General features: G+C 61.5%; 18 protein-coding genes. 11 read left to right on the plus strand and 7 right to left on the minus strand.

The features are described from left to right. Positions 1–36 precede the first annotated feature (36 nt). On the plus strand, positions 37–1,194 hold the full coding sequence (locus tag C2E25_RS05365) for a divergent polysaccharide deacetylase family protein (RefSeq protein WP_103114753.1): 1,158 nt from the start codon (positions 37–39) through the stop codon (positions 1,192–1,194). A 16-nt stretch (positions 1,195–1,210) separates the two neighbouring features. Here the strand turns inward: C2E25_RS05365 and C2E25_RS05370 are convergent, their stop codons facing one another. After that, on the minus strand, positions 1,211–2,578 hold the full coding sequence (locus C2E25_RS05370; protein WP_103114754.1) for a ParA family protein: 1,368 nt from the start codon (positions 2,576–2,578) through the stop codon (positions 1,211–1,213). Between the two features lie 97 nt (positions 2,579–2,675). Between C2E25_RS05370 and xseA the strand changes: the two genes are divergently transcribed. From xseA to dxs, 5 genes are all read left to right on the plus strand, one after another. After that, complete coding sequence (gene xseA / locus C2E25_RS05375) at positions 2,676–3,878, plus strand: exodeoxyribonuclease VII large subunit (protein ID WP_103114755.1); 1,203 nt, start codon at positions 2,676–2,678, stop codon at positions 3,876–3,878. After that, the gene (locus tag C2E25_RS05380; protein ID WP_158247136.1) at positions 3,875–4,747 is read left to right on the plus strand and encodes a M23 family metallopeptidase; all 873 of its coding nucleotides are present in this window, start codon (positions 3,875–3,877) and stop codon (positions 4,745–4,747) included. The genes xseA and C2E25_RS05380 overlap by 4 nt, the downstream gene beginning before the upstream one ends. A gap of 254 nt (positions 4,748–5,001) precedes the next feature. After that, entirely contained in the window at positions 5,002–5,235 is a 234-nt protein-coding gene (locus tag C2E25_RS05385) for an exodeoxyribonuclease VII small subunit (protein ID WP_103114757.1), read from the plus strand. 1 nt (position 5,236) lies between these two features. After that, positions 5,237–6,127, plus strand: a complete 891-nt coding sequence (locus C2E25_RS05390) for a polyprenyl synthetase family protein (protein WP_103114758.1) — start codon at positions 5,237–5,239, stop codon at positions 6,125–6,127. Positions 6,128–6,240: 113 nt separating this feature from the next. Next, entirely contained in the window at positions 6,241–8,139 is a 1,899-nt protein-coding gene (dxs, locus tag C2E25_RS05395) for a 1-deoxy-D-xylulose-5-phosphate synthase (protein ID WP_103114759.1), read from the plus strand. Between the two features lie 29 nt (positions 8,140–8,168). Here dxs and C2E25_RS05400 read toward each other — a convergent pair whose 3' ends face one another. The 4 genes from C2E25_RS05400 to C2E25_RS05415 form a co-directional block, all read right to left on the minus strand. After that, positions 8,169–8,621, minus strand: a complete 453-nt coding sequence (locus C2E25_RS05400) for a YqaA family protein (RefSeq protein ID WP_103114760.1) — start codon at positions 8,619–8,621, stop codon at positions 8,169–8,171. Further along, the gene (locus C2E25_RS05405) at positions 8,614–9,585 is read right to left on the minus strand and encodes a response regulator (protein WP_103114761.1); all 972 of its coding nucleotides are present in this window, start codon (positions 9,583–9,585) and stop codon (positions 8,614–8,616) included. Before C2E25_RS05405 ends, C2E25_RS05400 begins: the two co-directional genes overlap by 8 nt. A gap of 5 nt (positions 9,586–9,590) precedes the next feature. Beyond that, positions 9,591–9,965, minus strand: a complete 375-nt coding sequence (locus tag C2E25_RS05410) for a response regulator transcription factor (protein WP_103114762.1) — start codon at positions 9,963–9,965, stop codon at positions 9,591–9,593. A 113-nt stretch (positions 9,966–10,078) separates the two neighbouring features. Next, entirely contained in the window at positions 10,079–12,022 is a 1,944-nt protein-coding gene (locus tag C2E25_RS05415) for a DUF4388 domain-containing protein (protein ID WP_158247137.1), read from the minus strand. Positions 12,023–12,145: 123 nt separating this feature from the next. Here C2E25_RS05415 and C2E25_RS17460 point away from each other — a divergent pair, with 123 nt between their 5' ends. Further along, positions 12,146–12,319 (plus strand): hypothetical protein, encoded by a 174-nt coding sequence (locus C2E25_RS17460; protein ID WP_158247138.1) that lies wholly within the window; start codon positions 12,146–12,148, stop codon positions 12,317–12,319. Between the two features lie 53 nt (positions 12,320–12,372). Here the strand turns inward: C2E25_RS17460 and C2E25_RS05420 are convergent, their stop codons facing one another. Both C2E25_RS05420 and ccsA read right to left on the minus strand, forming a co-directional pair. Further along, complete coding sequence (locus C2E25_RS05420; protein ID WP_103114764.1) at positions 12,373–13,437, minus strand: cytochrome c biogenesis protein ResB; 1,065 nt, start codon at positions 13,435–13,437, stop codon at positions 12,373–12,375. Between the two features lie 5 nt (positions 13,438–13,442). Then, on the minus strand, positions 13,443–14,243 hold the full coding sequence (ccsA, locus tag C2E25_RS05425) for a cytochrome c biogenesis protein CcsA (protein ID WP_158247139.1): 801 nt from the start codon (positions 14,241–14,243) through the stop codon (positions 13,443–13,445). 169 nt (positions 14,244–14,412) lie between these two features. Between ccsA and C2E25_RS05430 the strand changes: the two genes are divergently transcribed. Genes C2E25_RS05430 through C2E25_RS05445 form a run of 4 tightly spaced genes read left to right on the plus strand, consistent with a single transcriptional unit; the run spans position 14,413 to position 18,008 of the window. Next, the gene (locus tag C2E25_RS05430) at positions 14,413–15,216 is read left to right on the plus strand and encodes a 6-carboxyhexanoate--CoA ligase (protein ID WP_103114766.1); all 804 of its coding nucleotides are present in this window, start codon (positions 14,413–14,415) and stop codon (positions 15,214–15,216) included. After that, positions 15,209–16,384, plus strand: coding sequence for an 8-amino-7-oxononanoate synthase (gene bioF / locus C2E25_RS05435; protein ID WP_103114767.1), 1,176 nt, complete (start codon positions 15,209–15,211; stop codon positions 16,382–16,384). The genes C2E25_RS05430 and bioF overlap by 8 nt, the downstream gene beginning before the upstream one ends. Then, positions 16,381–17,187: an alpha/beta fold hydrolase gene (locus C2E25_RS05440; RefSeq protein WP_103114768.1), complete on the plus strand. Its 807-nt coding sequence runs from the start codon at positions 16,381–16,383 to the stop codon at positions 17,185–17,187. The genes bioF and C2E25_RS05440 overlap by 4 nt, the downstream gene beginning before the upstream one ends. Then, positions 17,184–18,008 carry a methyltransferase domain-containing protein gene (locus tag C2E25_RS05445; protein WP_103114769.1) on the plus strand — a complete coding sequence of 275 codons (825 nt, stop codon included), beginning with the start codon at positions 17,184–17,186 and terminating at the stop codon, positions 18,006–18,008. Before C2E25_RS05440 ends, C2E25_RS05445 begins: the two co-directional genes overlap by 4 nt. The last annotated feature ends 33 nt before the right edge of the window (positions 18,009–18,041 follow it).

The raw sequence follows: 18,041 nt of genomic DNA on the forward strand, positions 1-18,041 counted from the left end.
AAGCCGGAATCCGGCCCCGACAGTTTGGCGGCAAGAATGGCATCCCGTAAAACACAAAAGAAAAAACAACCGGCTAAGGCCCGTCGATCCAGGGCCGGCGGCCAGGGCAACGGCCTTCGGGTTGCCCTGGCGGTCCTGTTTCTGGGGGGCTTCCTGCTCGGCAGCCTGCTTTTTCTCGCCCGGATGCGTGAGCACTACCAGGTTCCGGTCAAATCGCCCGACACCCGGCTGCTGCTGGAGGACGTCAGGGTTGAACTGGAAAGCGCCATGTTGCGCAGCGGCGCTTCTCTGCAGCACCTTGTCGCGCGGCAGCGGGGAGAGGTGACCGAGCTGACCCTGTCCGCGTCTTTTCCTTCCCGCGAGGTTCTTGACGAACTGCGTCGGCGTCTGGGCCGCCTGGCCGGTACGATTGAACTGCAGATCGATACGTCCGGGCGTTCGCTGGTGGTGCTGCTTGACGGCAGGGTCCGTTATCGTCTTTTCTTCCTCCAGACCGAGGCACCTCCCACCCCCGCCGGGGCGAGGGTTGTCATCATCATGGACGATCTCGGCCGCGACCTGCGGATGGTGCGTCAACTGCTTGATATTGACCTTCCGGTGACCTTGTCGATCCTGCCCAACACCCGTCACGCCGCCGAGGTGGCGACCCTGGCTCATCGGCACAAGCGGGAAGTCATGATCCATATTCCCATGGAGCCGCTCGCCTATCCCGATACCAGCCCGGGGGACAACGCGTTGCTGGTTAAATTGTCGAACGGGGAGATTCGGAAGAGATTCTACAGCTATCTGGAAAAAATACCCTACGCCGTCGGCGGTAATAATCACATGGGTTCACGTTTTACCGCCGACGCGGGGAAGATGCGTCCGGTGCTGGAGGTGATGCGCGGCGAGGGGTTGTTCTTCATCGACAGCCGCACCACCGGATTGTCGGTGGCCGCGGCCGAGGCCAGGGGTATAGGTGTGCCGGTCGCCTCGCGGGACATGTTTCTCGACAACGACCGGGATGTCGATCGAATATCTCTGCAGATTCGCAAGCTCGCCCTGCTTGCGGCGCGTCGAGGCAGCGCCATCGGCATCTGTCACCCCTATCCACAGACGCTTGAGGCCCTGCGGCGCGAGCAGGGTTTTTTGCGTGACCGGGGCGTCCAGGTGGTTCCCGCCTCGGCGCTGGTGCAGCGACCCGGGACAGGTTGAGAAGACGGTCGAGGTGTTATATCCCCTGCAGGCGCATGCCGACCAGCTGCTTGACCTGGCTGAAGGCTCGGTAGTTGTTGCCGGCGAGGATCTCCTCTGCCTGGCCGTCAGGCCCCTTGCGCAGCAGTGCGAATTCGCCGGGAATCTGTTTCTCCAGGTGGTTCCAGAATTTCAACAGGCTCGATGGGCCGCGGTTGAAGAGACCGTCGCGGGTATTTGTCGCCACCGGTCGGCTGGAGAGTTCCCGACCGTCTTCGTCAAATCGGAAGAAGACGGGACCGTCAGCCCTGGGGGGGACGGCAAGAGCAAAGTAGCTGCGGGTTGCCGATTCGAGAAAAAGTTCCTGCATGCCGTTCTGGGACGGCTTACCCCTGCCGCCCTGGTAGACGGAGCCGAAAACCATGTCGGTGAAACAGTCCGATTCAATGAAGCCGGCCTGGTTGCCGTCGCCGGTTTCCAGGTAAAATCCCTCGATACCCGCTGCCGGCAACTGTTCTCCGCAGGCCAGGCACCGGCCGGAGAGCCGTTCCAGTCGCTGCCGATGACCTTGTTGTCGCCGTTGCAGGAGGCTTGTCCGGGCGTCCGCCATCTCCGCCAGGCGGTGCCGGTCGGCGGCGTCGACATCCAGCAGCAGCTGACGGGCCTGGCTGGCAAGCTGCAGATGGACCTCGGTGCCGCGTCCGTGAGTCAGTATCGGGTAGACTTTTCCCTCCGGATTGGTGTTGAGTGATTCCACCTTCGGGCTCTTGGCGATAAAGCCCTCCATGCAGCGATAACCGCGGTTGAGGGCATAGGCCTTGAGCAGCTGGTAAGGGTTGGTGAAGGGGCCTTCCTGGTAGCGGATGCGGGAATCAACCAGGCAGGGCAGGATGCGCAATGCCTGCCGGGACAGTTCATGGTGCTCGAAAAAGCGATAGAGCCGGCGGCTGTTTTCCAGTGAAGGAGCGTCTTTGACCGGGACGATGACCCGGTCGGCGCAGTAGAGGGCATTGGCGGTGAATTCGTCCAGGTCAGGACGGGTGTCGATCAGCACCACCCCCTGCAGGTCGGCCTGGCAGAGCAGGTTGCCGAGCAGGGCCGGGTCGCTCATCCGATCGCGCAACTCCCCCAGCCGCAAGCTGGAGGGGATGAACTGGACGCCGAATTCCCCGGTCTCAAGCAGTTCCGTGAACGGCGTTCCGGTCAACAGGGAATAAACGTCGCCGGTCGGCTGCCGGTTGCCGATGCGGAACATCTGATCGACGGAGAAATGGTTGTCGAAGCTGAACAGCGTTACCGGCAGATCTTCACGCAGGGCTTTGAGATAGATGGCCAGATTGGTTGCCAGGGTGGTTTTTCCGACTCCACCCTTTTCACTGGCAATGGTTACGACGTAAGGTTGCATGCACGTACTCCGAAAAGATGACGGCCGTCATCGTGTGGCGGCGCAAGGTATTCATAGGAGATTTAACCGTGGAAGTCAACGCAGGATGAACGTTCCAATGCACGGATTGGCGGCGCAGGGACCGCTCAGTGTTTCTCGACTGGTCAGCCTGCTGCAGGAGCTGGTCGAGGATAATTTCGTCGAGGTGCTGGTCGAAGGCGAACTTTCCAATTTTTCCCGCCCGGCCTCGGGGCATCTCTACCTGACCCTCAAGGATGCCGAAGCCCAACTGCGCGGCGTGATGTTCCGCAGCCAGGCCAAGAGGTTGAAATTTCAGCCGGACAACGGCATGCAGGTGATCTGCCGGGGGCGGATTTCGGTTTATCGTTCGCGTGGTGAACTGCAGCTGATAATTGAAAGTATCGAGCCGAGCGGGGTCGGCGGGCTGCAGCTGGCCTTCGAGCAACTCAAGCGGCGATTGGCGCGGGAGGGGCTGTTTGCCGAGGCGCGCAAACGTTCCCTGCCGGCGTTTCCCCGTCGCATCGGGGTGGTGACCTCCGCGACCGGGGCCGCCATTCGCGATATTCTCAATATTCTCGGGCGGCGCTCGGTCGGAGTCGAGGTTCTGGTGCGGCCGGTTCGGGTCCAGGGGGAGGGGGCGGAAGAGGAAATCGCCGCGGGAATCGCCGACCTCAATCGTTGCGGCGTCGACGTCATGATTGTCGGTCGTGGCGGCGGTTCTCTCGAAGACCTCTGGGCCTTCAACGACGAGGTGGTCGCCCGCGCGGTGCATGCTTCGGCCTGCCCGGTGATTTCCGCGGTCGGTCATGAGACCGACTGGACAATCTGTGATTTTGTCGCTGACCTGCGGGCGCCGACGCCGAGTGCCGGGGCGGAACTGGTGGTTCGCAACCGCCGGGAGCTGGAGTCTCATCTCGATCAACTGGCGCTGCGCCTGGCAGGGCAGATGCGTGGCCGCATTCAGCTGCTGCGGGAGCGGGTGACCGGTCTCCGCCGCCGGCTGATTCCGCCGCAACAGCAGCTGCAGCTGCAGCGCAGTCGGTTTGATCATCTGCAGCAGCGCCTGTACCGTTCTGTTGCCAGCGGACTGCAGATGGCGCGGCAGCGCCTGAAGCTGTCATCGGCGCGGCTCGATGCCCTGTCGCCGCTGCACACTCTTGCCAGGGGGTACAGCATTGTTTTTAAACAACCGGGACAGACGGTGGTTCGTCATGCTGCCGATGTCGGCCCCGGTGACAAGCTGCGGGTCAGGCTGGCTGAAGGGACGCTGACGGTGGCGGTGGAAGAATCCGAGCCTTGAAAGGTTGGTTGCTGCTGCTGTTGCTGATCGCTTCTCCGGTTTTCGCCGCCGGTCTGGAGGTTTACCCCCGGCAGGTGCAGGACGGAGAAGCTTTTCTGCTGCGACTTGAAGCGCCGGATGTCATTTTTGCCGCTGTTCGGTGGAATGATGTCCCCGCCATTTTCGATCTGCGGCACGACCGGGGCAGACTGTTGCTGGCGGTCAAGCCAGGTCAGGCTCCCGGACGTTATCCGCTGCAGGTTTACGCCGTCGACCGGTCAGGCAGGACCAGGCGCTATCGGAATGAACTGGACGTTGTGGCCGCCCGTCGCCCGGTCGAGCGTCTGACTCTGCCTCCGGCGCAGGTCACCCCCCGAAAACCGGCGGTATTGGAGCGCATCGGTCGGGAACGACGACAGTTGCAGGAAATCTATGCTGCCGATACCCCATCCCGGTTCTGGAGTGGTTTTCAGCGCCCGGTTGATGATCCGGTCGGCAGCCTTTTCGGTCTGCGGCGGATTCTCAACGGACATCCGAAATCGCCCCATTCCGGGGTTGATTTTCGCAGTCCTCGTGGAACCCCGGTTCGAGCTCCCGGGGCCGGGACTGTCCGCCTGGCGGATACGCTTTTCTATACCGGGAAAACGGTGGTTATCGACCATGGCGGCGGACTGGTTTCGGTTCTGGCGCACTTGCAGTCACTTGGGGTGAAGTCCGGCCGGGAAGTGCGTCCCGGCGCAATTGTCGGTGAGGTCGGCAGCACCGGGCGTTCCACCGGGCCCCATCTGCATTGGACCGTGCGCCTGGGGGGGATTCCCACCGACCCTCTGACCCTGACGACACTGTTGAGGACGCGGGGAACCATGGTCCATCCCGCCGGAAAGGACTGATGACAAGTTGGTTCTCCCGGTTCCCGGCGAGCACGCAAAGACCTTGACTCGGTTTCGTCCAACCGGGATAATCCAACTTTAATGCTTTCGCAAGAAAGCACAAATGTGTTGGCCAAGCAAAAAACACCGGCAGCATGGCGCGTGTTTGTCGAGCAATGAGGCGTACTTGCGTACGTCGAAGCAGCGAGGCAAGCGCGGCAACGCAGCTGCTGGTGAGTTTTTGCGACGCCGTCACCTTTCAGGTGTGAGGAACCGTGGCTAAAGAAACATTTGAGACATCATTGAAAAAGCTCGAAGAGCTGGTTTCCCGGCTGGAAAATGGCGATCTGACCCTGGAAGAGTCGTTGCGCTGTTTTGAATCGGGCGTCAAACGGGTCAGCCGTTGCCAGGAGTTGCTTGCGGCGGCCGAAACGCGGGTGCAGCAATTGACCCGTGGTGCCGGCGGCAACCTGGAGATGAAACCCTTTACAGCTGAAGAGGACGCCTGAAGTGGATTTGAAACAGTATCAGCGTGAGTGCCTTGAAGCGGTTGACCGGGCTCTTGATCATTACCTTCCGGGTGAGGATGTCTTACCGGTCAACCTTCACAAGGCGATGCGCTATTCGGTCTTCGCCGGCGGCAAGCGCATCAGGCCGGTGTTGATGATCGCCGCCTGCGAAGCTGCCGGCGGTGAGCGCGAGGCGGTCCTCCCGGCGGCCTGCGCGATGGAGATGATTCATACCTACTCGCTCATTCATGATGATCTGCCGGCGATGGATGACGATGATTTCCGGCGCGGCAAACCGACCAATCACCGGGTGTTCGGAGAAGCCCTGGCGATTCTGGCCGGAGACGGGCTGCTGACCGAGGCTTTCCGGTTGTTGGCCGACCCCGTTGCAGGTGGTCAACTCGCCCCGGCGACGCGGTTGCGGATCCTTGAGTTGATGGCCCGCAGTGCCGGCTCGTTCGGCATGGTCGCCGGGCAGGTGGTGGACATGGAATCAGAGGGCAGGGTCATCGATTTTCCGACCCTGGAATTCATCCATACCCGCAAGACCGGTGCCTTGATCCTGGCAGCCATTCAGACCGGCGCCCTGGTTGCCGGAGCGGATGATGAGACCCTCGCCTCTTTGAGCCGTTACGGAGAAGCCGCCGGACTCGCTTTCCAGGTCGCGGATGATATCCTCGATATTGTTGGCGACCAGGCGCAGCTCGGCAAGGATGTCGGCAGTGACCAGCAGCGCGGCAAGGCGACTTACCCGGCCCTGCTCGGGCTTGAAGAGGCACGCCAGAAAGCAGTTGAATTGCGGGACCTGGCCCTTGCGGCCCTGCAGCCGTTCGGTGAGGAGGCCGAGCCGTTGCGGCAGATCGCCCGTTATATTGTCGATCGAAGTGTTTAGTTTAAAGTGGACTGCGGGATCTTTCGACTCGGGGCAGACCGGTTATCCGATCCGAAAGTGCCGGTATCCGGTTGACAGCCCGGCGGCAGTCCTCAGGGGAGAGGATAAAGACGATGTTGTTGGAAACCATAGAATCACCGGCCCGGATTAAAGATCTGAGCCGCGAACAGCTCAGGCAACTGGCCGATGAGTTGCGCAGTGAGATTATCCAGTCCGTGTCCAGAACCGGCGGGCATCTGGCCAGTTCCCTGGGCGTTGTTGAGCTGACCCTGGCCCTGCACCGGGTTCTTGACAGCCCCCATGACAAGATTGTCTGGGATGTCGGCCACCAGGCCTACGCCCATAAAATGCTCACTGGACGGCGGGAGGCTTTTTCCACCCTGCGTCAGCTCGACGGTTTGAGCGGTTTCCCGAAACGTTCCGAGAGTCCGCATGATTGTTTCGATGTCGGGCACTCCAGCACCTCGGTTTCCGCCGCTCTCGGCATGGCGGCGGCTCGTGACGCCTGCGGCGGAGAAGAAAAGATCGTTGCCGTCATCGGTGACGGTTCCCTGACCGCCGGGCTTGCCTACGAGGCCTTCAATCAGGCCGGTCATCTGAAGAAGAACCTGGTCGTCATTCTCAACGACAACGAAATGTCGATTTCCCCCAACGTCGGGGCGATTTCCTCATTCCTGAGCCGGAAGATGACGTCCGATTTCTTCGTCCGCATGAAGAAAGAGGCGACCCAGATTATCGGTTCGATGCCGAAAATCGGCAAGGATCTGCTCTCTCTGGCGAGTCGCGCCGAACATTCTCTCAAGGGGTTCCTGACCCCGGGCATGCTGTTCGAGGCTTTCGGCTTCGATTACTTCGGTCCCATCGATGGTCATAATCTCGATGAATTGATTGAAACCCTGACGAATGTCACTCGCCTTGAGGGGCCGGTGCTGGTGCATGTCGTTACCCGCAAAGGCCATGGTTTTGCACCGGCCGAACGGGAGCCGTCAAAATTTCACGGCGTCGGACCGTTTGATGTCGAGACCGGAGAGGTTGTCGGTGTCAAGGGGGGCGGCGGAAGTTTTACCGGGGTTTTCGGTTCGACGCTGGTGCAGATGGCCGCACGGGACGAGCGCATCGTCGCCATCACTGCCGCCATGCTGGAAGGGACCGGGCTGAAGGACTTTTCCACCACCTTTCCGGAGCGGTTTTATGATGTCGGAATCGCCGAACAGCATGCCGTGACCTTTGCCGCCGGACTCGCCTGTCGTGGCCTGCGGCCGGTGGTCGCCATCTATTCGACCTTCATGCAGCGTGCCTATGACCAGGTGGTTCATGATGTCTGCCTGCAGAACCTGCCGGTGACCTTTGCCATGGATCGTGGCGGGCTGGTCGGGGCTGACGGCCCGACACACCATGGAGCCTTCGATCTGTCTTTCATGCGTCATATTCCCAACCTGACCTTTATGGTGCCGCGGGACGAACAGCAGTTGCAGCGCGCCATGGAAACCGCCCGACTGCATGACGGTCCCTTCGCCTATCGTTATCCGCGAGGCAAGGCCCTGGGGCTCGGTCTCGCGGACCAGCCGCAGGCGGTTGAAATCGGCAGCGGGGAAGTGTTGCGGGAGGGTGACGACGGGGCCATCCTGGCGGTCGGTTCGGCAGTACAGGCGGCGCTTGAGGCTGCCGAGACTCTGGCGGCCGAAGGTGTGCGACTCCGGGTGATTGATCCACGTTTTATCAAGCCGCTCGATGAGCGTCTGCTGCTGCAGGCGGCCGCGACCGGACTTGTTGTCACGGTCGAGGAGAATACGCTCCTGGGCGGCTTCGGAAGTGCCGTCAGCGAGCTTTACGCCGCGGCCGGTGTCGCGCCGCGACTGGTTTTGATCGGTCTTCCGGATCGTTTTATCGAACAGGGCAGCCAGGATCAGCTGCGCGCGCGATATGGCCTTGACGCGGACGGCCTGGTTGGACGGATTCGGGATGAGTTGAAGGCCGGGGACGCTACGGGAGCGGCTGCGGCGGGTTCCTGACGCGGGGATTCTCTCCCTCTCGGAGGTTTTCAGGCCGAAATGAACAGGCCCGCGAGCCCGGCCACCGACAGATACCGGGCTCCCTTGCCGGTGCCGGTCAGCAACAGAAACCAGGGAACTGGGACCCGGCAGTAGCCGGCCAGCAGGCAGAGTGTGTCACCGATGATCGGCAGCCAGCTGAAGAGCAGGGACCAGCTGCCGAATCGCTGGTACCAGCGGGCCGCCCGGCGTTGATGGGCAGGTGTGATCCGCAGCACGCGTTTGCTGAGCCAATCCGCACCGTAGAAACCGATGAGATAGCTGGTCAGGGCGCCGAGGGTATTGCCGACGGTGGCTGCCAGAACGCAGGCAAGGGGGTCCTTGCCGACGGCCAACAGGGCGACCAGCAGCCATTCGGATCCGAGCGGAAGCAGGGTCGAGGCGGCAAAGCTGAGCAGGAACAGGGCCGGCAGGCCATGTTGCAGCAGCCACTGTTCAGGCATATTGACGTTGCTGAGCCTGTTTGTTCAACTGGCGGATGCGGCCTGCTTTTTCCAGCATCAGGGCGGCGTGAGCGGCCAGTTGGGTGAGGCGCTGCAGGTCGGCTTCGTTGAAAGGCAACTGGCGGGGATGCCCGGCCATGACCAGCAGGCCGATCGGACGTGTCCCACTTCGTACCGGGATGGCCAGTACGCCCGGGGTGGTGAAGAGTGCTTCACGCTCCTCCACGGCCGTTTTCTGTTCCAGTTTAGGCGGCAGCTTGCCGGCAATCAGGATGGGTCGCCCATGGTCGAAGATCGCACTGAGCAGACCGTCCGGGATCTTTTCGGCGCAGGACCGGCAAAATCCCTGGGCCAGGCCCCGGCTGAGTTTGACGGCAAGTTCTCCATTCCTGCCGGTAAGGGCCAGCAGCCCGCGTTCGGCATGAGCCAGCCCGACAGCTGCATCAAGCAGTCCCTGCAGCAGTTCCCCCGGATCTTCGAACATTGTCAGACGTTCAAGGGCGTGCTGCAGTTCCGACATGCGGTTCAGGGTGCTGCTCATCTGCCGGTTTCGCACTTCAAGTTCAATAACCAGTTGCCGTTCTTCCTGCCGCAACTGGATCGCCCGGTAGGCTCTTTCCAGGGCCTGAAAAAGAAATTCCCCCGAATCGATTGGTCGAACGATGAAATCGTGGGCACCGTTGCGCAACGCCTGCAGCAGGTTGTAGGAGGAGGCGTTATGGGTCAACAGGATAACCTCGATGTCGGGACGCTTGCGTTTCAGTTCCTTGAGCAGAAAAAGCCCGCTGCGGCTCGGCAGCTCGGTTTCGGTCAGCACCACGTCAATGCGGCGCCGTTCGATCAGTGCCAAGGCGGCTTCGCAGGAGGCGGCTTCAAGGACCTGGTACTGTTCCTGGACAAGGAGCATCTTGAGGCTGGTACGGCGGGTGGCGACATGATCGACAATGAGGAGCGTACGGGCCATGGGGTCTATTCTCCGCTCGGCAACAGGCTGCGGACGGCGGTTTCGAGATTCTTTTCGGTGAAGGGCTTGGTCAGGTAGATTTTCCCGCCGACGGCGAAACCCCGCGCCATATCGTCCGGCTGGTCCTTGGCGGTCACGAAGATGATCGGAATGTGTCGGGTCTCGTCCAGGCTGTGCAGTTTGCGCGCAAGAGCGAACCCGTCTTTGCCCTGAAACATGACGTCAAGAATAATCAGGTCGGGTTGCTGCTGTCTGGCCAGGCCGTAGCCCTCTTCGGCACTGGCGGCCTGCAGAACCTGATATCCGAGGCGTGTCAGGGCATTGGCTTCAAGTTCCCGCACCGCCGGTTCATCTTCCACAACCAGAATGGTCTGTTGCATGGCTACCCCATGGAGTTATGCGTCATATCGGGTTTGGAACAGACTGATTAAATAATTACGCCCACTTATATCACAGGATGGAGAAAGATGAAAATCGGCTTCGCCAACGTGGGTTAATCGGGTCTGGTGATACGGAGGATATCGGCCTTGGTCATCAGGTAGAGGAACCGGTAAAGTTCGTAGTCAAGCATGGTTGTCGCCACGCAGACATCCCGGATCGGTCGCTTCCCGTCGATCAGCGAAAGAACAAATTTCTGGTGAACCGTCATGCGGCCACTGTTGACCTTGTCCCGCCCCCCGGGGGCAAATTCGAGAACGGTGTCAAGGGTGGGAATCATTTCACGGATATTACGCCATTCATTCTGGTGGGCGGCGGCTTCCTTGAGAAAATCGTCAACGCTTAAATGAAGGTTGTCACTCGACTTGGGGGCGTCATTGCCGGGGATGAACTCGAAAACACCCTCGGGGAAAACAATCAGTGAGTGGAGAACCATCTTGGCCTGGTAGCGGAGAGATTCAAGCAGATCCCTGCTTTTCAACGCCCCCATTCTGATCAGGGCTTCCCCCAGGCGCAGGCTGTTGTCCCCTTCACACATGACCAGCGCCTGATCACGCTGATCTTCACTGATCTTTCCCTCGCGGACCAGCAGATAGCCGAGCTTGTTCATCAGAAACCCGGTCTGGTTGTGATTGCCGAGATTGAGGGAACTGACACTGGTGATCTTTCCTTTACGGAAAAGAATCTCTTTCCGGTTATGTTTCGACGAGACCTGCAGCATGCCGGATTGTCTGGAGGCGGAAATCAGCTGCAACAGTGCCGGAATCTGCCGTGGTCCGAGTTTCCCGTCGAGCTGCAGTTGCCCGGAAGGCAGCTTGACCGCTTCGGCCGCAGACTCCCGTTTTTCTGTTTCCCCGTCGCCGGGCAGGTCTTTCGGCGGTTGGAAAAATGGAGGTTGTGCCGACGTGGATGGCTCAGAGGCAACCTCGGCGGTCTGCCGGTTGTGCAGCTCCGACCAGTCGTGCTGGATCAGCAGTTGCGGTGCGTGCGCGGGCGGACGCCGTCGTGGACGGCGCTGGTAGATGAGGAGAAACTTGGCCAGCAGGCCGCTGAGAACGACAGCGACGATCAGCAGCAGGTAATGGCGGTTGTTGTTGCCGGTGCCTCGAAGGTTGTCGGCGGAGACATGCCGGGCCTGGCGTGTGTAGGGCGTCGGGATCTTGCCCGGCAGCGGCCCCGGAGTTCGGCTGGTCTCCGCGGGAACCTCGACGGTGGGAGGCGTCGTGGAGAGGTGCCTGTCCGGTTGCGGTCTTTGGGCCGGCCTGGTGATTGGTTGCTGCCGGGCTGTCATGGTGACGGGGGGGGCCGGTTCAGATATTTTCCCGGTCTTCTCTTTGATTGAGAGGGCGCCTGCCGCGGATTTGTCCGGGGCAGGGACGACTGGGAGAGGGCTTCCCGTCTTCCGGACAGGAGAGGTTGTGGTGACAGCTTTGCCGTGATGGATGTCCGGGGCCGGTCGGGTTGACGCGGGATGGACGGCGGCGGATTTTCTTTTTGCCGGCCGGGTAGGCTGTTCCAGCTTGACCATGGCGCCGGGGGTGCCGAAGTCGGCAACGTGCATGGCCCGCAGGATCGGCAGGGCCGTCCGGTCGGTGTCCATGACCAGCAGCAGGTCCTGCAACTGTTGCCGCCGGTTGTGACTCAGCCCTCGTCTGGCGACCATGGAGCCGGGGCGGATCCCCGAACCGGTTTCGGGGAGATAGTCGACCAGGCGAAAAAACTCACCCTGGCGCATTGCGGCGAGGAAATCCTGTGACAGGATGGCGATATCGACCTCGCGGTAGCGGTTCATCCATTGCCTGAGCCGTTGTTCACTGTTGAAAATACGCAGTTTGACGGTTTCGTGCAGGTTGGTGCGCAGGTAATTCGACAGTCTGGCGGCCTGGGCTTTATTCTGTATCAGGGAGGTTTTGCCGGGAACGACGCCGAAAGTCAGGTCGCCCCATGCCGGACCGGAGAGGCAAAAGAATACGGCCAGGAGTAGGGAGATTCGTGTCATTGGATTAGGTACCGTCATGAGCCGGAGGCAAGGTTGTAGACATCCTGAATCACCGAGCGCGAACCTGGCGTGCTGCAGTCGGGTTTTGGAACCATGCCGGGGAACTTTGAAAGGAAGGGATAGATGCGCACCTCTGCCGAGGTGGTGAAAAAGTCAAACAGAATTGAACCCCTCCATGTCAAGGCCGCGGCCCCGCAGGTTCGCCTGAAGGCGATTGAAAAGCGATTGTTCTTCGATCGAAACCTGGCGGTGGCAGTCGCGTCAGTGTCGACAATCACTTATCCAACGGCAATATAACAGAACCGGTCCGCGTTTGACCAGCGCTTTCAGCTTCCTTTGTGAATGACTTTTTATCTGATGTCGGGATGGTCGCCGCAACGTCTTTTACGATAGAAAGACGCCAGCGCGATGATGATTCCGGAGATGATAAGGATGCCTCCCGCCAGGGCCAGGCGGGATCCGGGATCATAATTTATGGTCAGGACGCTGTAGACCCTGAACAAAGGCTGGGTCGGTCGGATGCGTATTCCCGCCGACACCAGCGGGTAGGGTAATGGTCCGCGCAGGAAGTACCAGCCGCGCCACTCCGCTTGTCCCGGTTGTTCCAGGCGCAGCAGCATGGCGGGTTCCCCCAGGCGGTTGCCGCGTTTTATCACCCGGTCGCCGCGGAGCATGGCGTCGGGATAGAAGGTTTCAACCGTCAGGCGGCTGCCGGAATCGAAATCAACGCGACTGCCTGTCGCCAGATCAAGAGTTCCCCGCTGCGGCTGGAAAAATCTGAAACCCCGGACATCCCGGCCAAAGGAGACCGGCACCACTACCAGACCGCGCCAGAGCAGCGGATGATTGATGCTGATTTCAGTTGCGGCCAGCTGCTGATCGCCCCTGAGGAGGGTGACCCGGCTGCGCATATCGAGGGGACGTCCGGTTTCGCTGAGTCGGGGTTCGAAATGGTCCAGCCGCAGATAATGCCCAGGTAGACCGCCGATCGGGTAAGGCTGGTTGAGATAGAGAGGGACGCTGTCGTGACGGAATCCGGAAAAACTGCCCCAGATGTAGGCGCCGAGAACCAGTACGCAGCCGAGGTGAATCAGGTATTCGCCAAGTTTACGCCAGCGGGCGCGGATTTTTCCCAGCCAGTCAATGAAGCAGCAGAGGGTGTTGATGCCCAGCAGCAGCACCAGGGTGGCGAAGAGGGTCAACCACCAGCTCAGTCTGAGATGAGCCGCGCCTCGGGTTTGCCACCAGTCGATCAGGGTCAGCTGGTCGATGGCGCCGAAGACATTCGGGTTGAAGTGCATCACCAGTGAACCCGCCATGGCCAGGAATGTCGCCCCGGAAGCCAGCACGATGGCCAGTTTCAGTGAGCAGCAGAGGCTCCAGAGACGTTTGCTGAAAGAAGGTCGCGGCGTCATGGCGATCAATCCAGCGGATGGTTGCTTTCCAGCAACAGTCCGATCCCGAGATAGGTGAAGAGTACCACGGCAAAGCCGAGGATCGACAGGATCGCGTAGCCTCTGCCCTGCCAGCGGCGGACAAATTTGGCGTGGCACATGCCGGCGTAGAAAAGCCAGACGATGAAGGACCAGACACTCTTGATATTCCAGGAGAAATAATAGCCCCAGGCGATGTAGGCCCAGATGGCGCCGAACAGCATGCAGGCGGAGAAGAGGCAGAACCCGAGAAACACGGCCTCTTCATTGAGCTTCCGCAACAGGACCAGGTCCGGCAACTGACGGGTTGGTCGCGCCTGCTGCCAGAGGTAGAGAACGCCGATGGAAAAGGCCATGGTAAACATGGCATAACCGGTAAAGGAGAAGATGATATGCAGGGTGAACAGGGGCGTATCGAGACTTGGAATCAACGCCGGGATGGCCGGATCGCGCGGCAGGATGCTGGCGATCAGCAGCAGGTTGACAAACATCACGAACAGCCCGGCGGCACCGATGCGGTAACGCAGATCGAAGTAGAGATAGGTCAGGGCCAGTGACCAGCTGAAGAAGAACTGGGTCGAGAAGAGGTTGGTAACCGGGAGAAACCCGGCCGCCTGCCAGCGCAGCAGCAGGCTGCCGCTTTGGGCCAGCCAGCCGCAGGCGACCAGGGTCAGCGCAATTCCGGCCAGCCGCCGGGACGCGAGACGCAGGTTGCCGAGATAGCCGAGAACCGCGGCCAGGTAACAGCAGCCGGCAAGGTAGAGCAGGGGGATCTGGTATTGAAGCATAGGGGGTCCGGGTCCGTTCCCAGTGACGATTGACTTCCGGATCATTCGGAAGCACTGCAACTCCGATTCGGGGGAGCCTAACACAAAAAGGTCGGTTGGAAAAGCTCTGTCAACCCACGCCTGCCATCGGGTTGACAGAGGGCTTGTCAGATGCTAGTTTCCGCTTGCCATGACGGATCACTATTACAGCGTCAGAATGCGTTCCAGCCGTCAGCAGCGGCACATCTCCGGTGCCGAGCGGCTGGTGCCGCGCGAACAGGTGGCCGAGACCGGGCGGGAACTGCTGCGGCGGGCCATGAACCACAGTCGTGGCGCGTCCGAACAGGTGCATCTCAGTATCGACCTGGTTCCCGCGGGGCAGATTCGCGAAATCTGCCTGCCGCCGCTTGCAACCTTCAGGGTTGCGGATTGGCGCCAGGGTCGTCAGGCGGCCGTTGAGTCACTGGTGACCGCCGGGGTGCCGGAGACGATAGCCGCCGCCGCACTTTCCCGGCTCGCAGCCGGTCCCGGCCCGGCGGGAAGCAGCCTGCGCGGCGCGATGCTGATCGATGTTACCGATGGCCGGCGGCTTGATAACGATTCCGCGCGGGGGGTGCGTGTCAGTCGCATGGATATCAGTCCCGGAGCCCTGGCCCGGTTGCGTCGCCGGCTGGGCCCGCTCGGACTCGACAATGACCACGTCCGCGAGGCGCTGGTGCTGGCGGCGAAAGTCCTGTCGGCGCCGGGCCTGGTCGCCGAACTCTGCTGGTCGGACGACCCGGATTACACCGCCGGCTATGTGGCGGCGCCGCCCTTCGGTTACCGGCGTTTTCCGCATCTGAAGAACGTCGGTGATGAGCGGGGCGGACGGGTCTTTTTCGTTCGCGGCGACACCCCTCACGCTGAGCTGGTTTCCTATCTTGAAAGGCAGCCGGTGCTGGTGACCCGGATTGCCGAATGCGCCGCGCCCGTACCCTGGAGGAAAAATGCCTGAAGAGTGGAAAAAGGAACTGGGGGCGCTGGCCGAGGAGGGGATGTTGCGCGGCCTGCGCACCGTCGACGGTCCTCAGCGTCCCAAGGTTGAACTGGATGGCCGCCAGGTGCTGCTGCTCTGTTCCAACAATTATCTCGGCCTGGCCGACCACCCCCGGGTTGTCGAGGCGATGGTGCGCGCCACCCGTGACTTCGGGGCCGGATCGGGAGCCTCACGACTGGTTTCCGGCAGTATGCGCGAACATCAGCTGCTGGAGGAGCGGCTGGCTGCATTCAAACAGACCGAAGCGGCGTTGCTGTTCAACAGCGGTTTCGCCGCCAATACCGGGATCATTTCGTCCCTGCTCGGTCCCGCGGACACCATCTTTTCCGACGCTCTGAACCACGCTTCGATCATCGACGGCTGTCGTCTTTCCGGGGCGCGGGTGGTGGTCTATCCGCATGCCGACAGTAACGCCCTCGAAGCCCTGCTGGAGCGGGAGCGGAAGAATCGTCGCGGACGCTGGCTGATCGTCAGCGACGGCGTTTTCAGTATGGACGGTGATATCGCGCCACTGCCGGAACTGGTTCGCCTCAAGCAAAAATATGCCGCCCTGTTGATGATAGATGACGCTCACGGTACCGGGGTCCTTGGTGACGGCGGGCGGGGGACGGCCGAGATGTGTGGTTGTCATGGACAGGTCGACCTGCAGATGGGAACCCTCGGCAAGGCTCTCGGCTGCTGCGGTGCCTACCTGGCGGCGGACAGAGTGGTGATCGACACCCTGATCAACCGTTGTCGGCCATTCATCTTTTCCACCAGTCTGCCTCCGGGAGTCGCCGCCGCGGCGCGCGCCGCCATCGACCTGGTGGACAGTCCCGAGGGGTTGCGGCTGAGAAATGAACTGCGGCGCAAAACCGCTCTCTTCGCCGACCGTCTGCGCGCCGCCGGTTGTGATCTGCTTGGCAGCCGGACGCAGATCGTTCCGATCCTGACCGGAGAACCGGAGCCGACCATGACGGCCAGCCGGCAATTGCTGGCGGCCGGTTTCTTCATCCAGGGGATTCGTCCGCCGACGGTTCCCGATGGCCGGTGCCGCTTGCGGGCCACGGTCATGGCCGACCATGATGACGCCGACCTGGAAGCGGCGGCCGCCGAGATCGTGCGGATTGTCCGCCCTTCAGCATGATGGCCGGGGTCCTGACATCGACGGTTGCCGGGCTGCGGGTCCGGCGCGGCGGCCAGGGGCATCCGCTGCTGTTGCTGCATGGCTGGGCCATGAGCGGTGCCGTTTTCGGTGAACTGCTGTCGAACCCGCCGGCGGGGCTGGAACTGATCGCCATAGATTTACCGGGGCATGGCGGCAGCGCGGTGCCGGAAGAGAACAGTCTTCCCGTGTGGGCCGAACGCCTTGAAACAACGATCCGGGAACTCGAACTGCCGTCCTGGTCGCTGCTCGGCTGGTCGCTCGGCGGGATGCTGGCGCTGCAACTGGTCGGGCGGGGCAATGTCTGCCCGGAACGGCTGCTGCTGGTTGCGACCACGCCGCGTTTCACTGCCGACGAGGACTGGCCCGCCGGCCTGCCGCTGCCGCAGCTGCGGGCCATGCAGCGTGATCTGAAGAGGGCCTTTCGTCCGACCCTGGAGGGGTTTTTCCAACTGTTGTTCGCCGCCGATGAGATCGGTCGCGAACGTTACCGGCAGATTGCCCGTTTTGCCGTTGGTCCGGACTTGCTGCCCGATGAGCGGAGTGCCGCCGATGGCCTGCGCATCCTGCAGCGGGAAGACTTGCGCCCCCTGGTTGAAGCCATCCCGGTGCCGACCCTGGTGATGCACGGTGACTGCGATGAGGTTATCCCGGTTGCGGCGGGCGAGTGGCTGGCCGCCAATCTGCCCGCTGCCCGTCTCGAACGGTTTCCGCGGGTCGGGCACGCTCCGTTTTTCAGTTCCCCTGAAATTTTCCTGCGCCTGGTCGGAGATTTCTGCCGATGACTCCGGTGGCCATTGATACCCGGCTGGTTCGCCGTCATTTCGATGCTCACGCCGAAGATTACGACCGTTACGCCCTGGTTCAGCGCCGGGTGGTGGAACGGCTGGCGGCGACCTGCGCTGTTCCGTTGCGGGAGGGCGGCGCCATCCTCGATGTCGGAACCGGGACCGGTCTGCTGGCCCGACGGCTGCATCGTCTGGCGCCCCGGCGACCACTGGTGGTTTCGGATCTGGCGCACAGCATGACCCGTTACGCCCACATCGGTCTCAGTGCCTCCGCAGCGGTCGATGCCGACGCGGTCGCGCTGCCCTTTGCCGCCGCCAGTTTCGGGTTGGTCGCTTCCAGTTCTGTCTACCAATGGGTCGAAGATCTGGATCGGGCATTCACCGAGGTGGCCAGGGTGCTGCTCCCCGGCGGCTGGTTCGCCTTCGCCCTGTTCGGTGAGAACTCCCTGCATGAGCTGAAGGATTCCCATCGCCGGGCCTTGCGCGACTGCGGGTTGGAGCGCCGTTCGCACCTTCAGGAGTTCCCGGGTCGTGAGCAGACCCTTGCCGCCCTTGAGGCGGCCGCCTTCGAAGTCCATGAATTGTTCGTTGAAGAGGAAGTCGACTGCTATGGGGATGTCCCGCAATTGCTGCGGGCATTGAAAAAGATCGGCGCCGGCAATGCCTCCCGGCAACGTCCACCGGGCCTGGCTTCGCGGCGGGTGATGGAGCGGATGATGGAAGTTTATCGTCGTGATTACGGAGCTGCCGAGGGTATTCCGGCAAGCTATGAAGTCATCTACGGCCTCGCCCGCAAGCCGGGCCAGGAAAGTCCATAATAAAAACCCCTCCCCGGGGCTGATGAAAAACGC

The sequence above is a fragment of the Geothermobacter hydrogeniphilus genome (genome assembly GCF_002898515.1).
Classification (GTDB): Bacteria; Desulfobacterota; Desulfuromonadia; order Desulfuromonadales; family Geothermobacteraceae; genus Geothermobacter_A.

What these genes read in the sequence shown, in the direction of transcription:
- bioF (WP_103114767.1), top strand. Translation starts at nt 15,209, where the DNA reads ATGCCTGAAGAGTGGAAAAAGGAACTGGGGGCGCTGGCCGAGGAGGGG.
- C2E25_RS05415 (WP_158247137.1), bottom strand. Translation starts at nt 12,022, where the DNA reads ATGACACGAATCTCCCTACTCCTGGCCGTATTCTTTTGCCTCTCCGGT.
- C2E25_RS05430 (WP_103114766.1), top strand. Translation starts at nt 14,413, where the DNA reads ATGACGGATCACTATTACAGCGTCAGAATGCGTTCCAGCCGTCAGCAG.
- C2E25_RS05410 (WP_103114762.1), bottom strand. Translation starts at nt 9,965, where the DNA reads ATGCAACAGACCATTCTGGTTGTGGAAGATGAACCGGCGGTGCGGGAA.
- C2E25_RS05440 (WP_103114768.1), top strand. Translation starts at nt 16,381, where the DNA reads ATGATGGCCGGGGTCCTGACATCGACGGTTGCCGGGCTGCGGGTCCGG.
- C2E25_RS17460 (WP_158247138.1), top strand. Translation starts at nt 12,146, where the DNA reads ATGCGCACCTCTGCCGAGGTGGTGAAAAAGTCAAACAGAATTGAACCC.
- C2E25_RS05445 (WP_103114769.1), top strand. Translation starts at nt 17,184, where the DNA reads ATGACTCCGGTGGCCATTGATACCCGGCTGGTTCGCCGTCATTTCGAT.
- C2E25_RS05365 (WP_103114753.1), top strand. Translation starts at nt 37, where the DNA reads ATGGCATCCCGTAAAACACAAAAGAAAAAACAACCGGCTAAGGCCCGT.
- ccsA (WP_158247139.1), bottom strand. Translation starts at nt 14,243, where the DNA reads ATGCTTCAATACCAGATCCCCCTGCTCTACCTTGCCGGCTGCTGTTAC.
- dxs (WP_103114759.1), top strand. Translation starts at nt 6,241, where the DNA reads ATGTTGTTGGAAACCATAGAATCACCGGCCCGGATTAAAGATCTGAGC.
- C2E25_RS05400 (WP_103114760.1), bottom strand. Translation starts at nt 8,621, where the DNA reads ATGCCTGAACAGTGGCTGCTGCAACATGGCCTGCCGGCCCTGTTCCTG.
- C2E25_RS05420 (WP_103114764.1), bottom strand. Translation starts at nt 13,437, where the DNA reads ATGACGCCGCGACCTTCTTTCAGCAAACGTCTCTGGAGCCTCTGCTGC.
- C2E25_RS05370 (WP_103114754.1), bottom strand. Translation starts at nt 2,578, where the DNA reads ATGCAACCTTACGTCGTAACCATTGCCAGTGAAAAGGGTGGAGTCGGA.
- C2E25_RS05405 (WP_103114761.1), bottom strand. Translation starts at nt 9,585, where the DNA reads ATGGCCCGTACGCTCCTCATTGTCGATCATGTCGCCACCCGCCGTACC.
- xseA (WP_103114755.1), top strand. Translation starts at nt 2,676, where the DNA reads ATGCACGGATTGGCGGCGCAGGGACCGCTCAGTGTTTCTCGACTGGTC.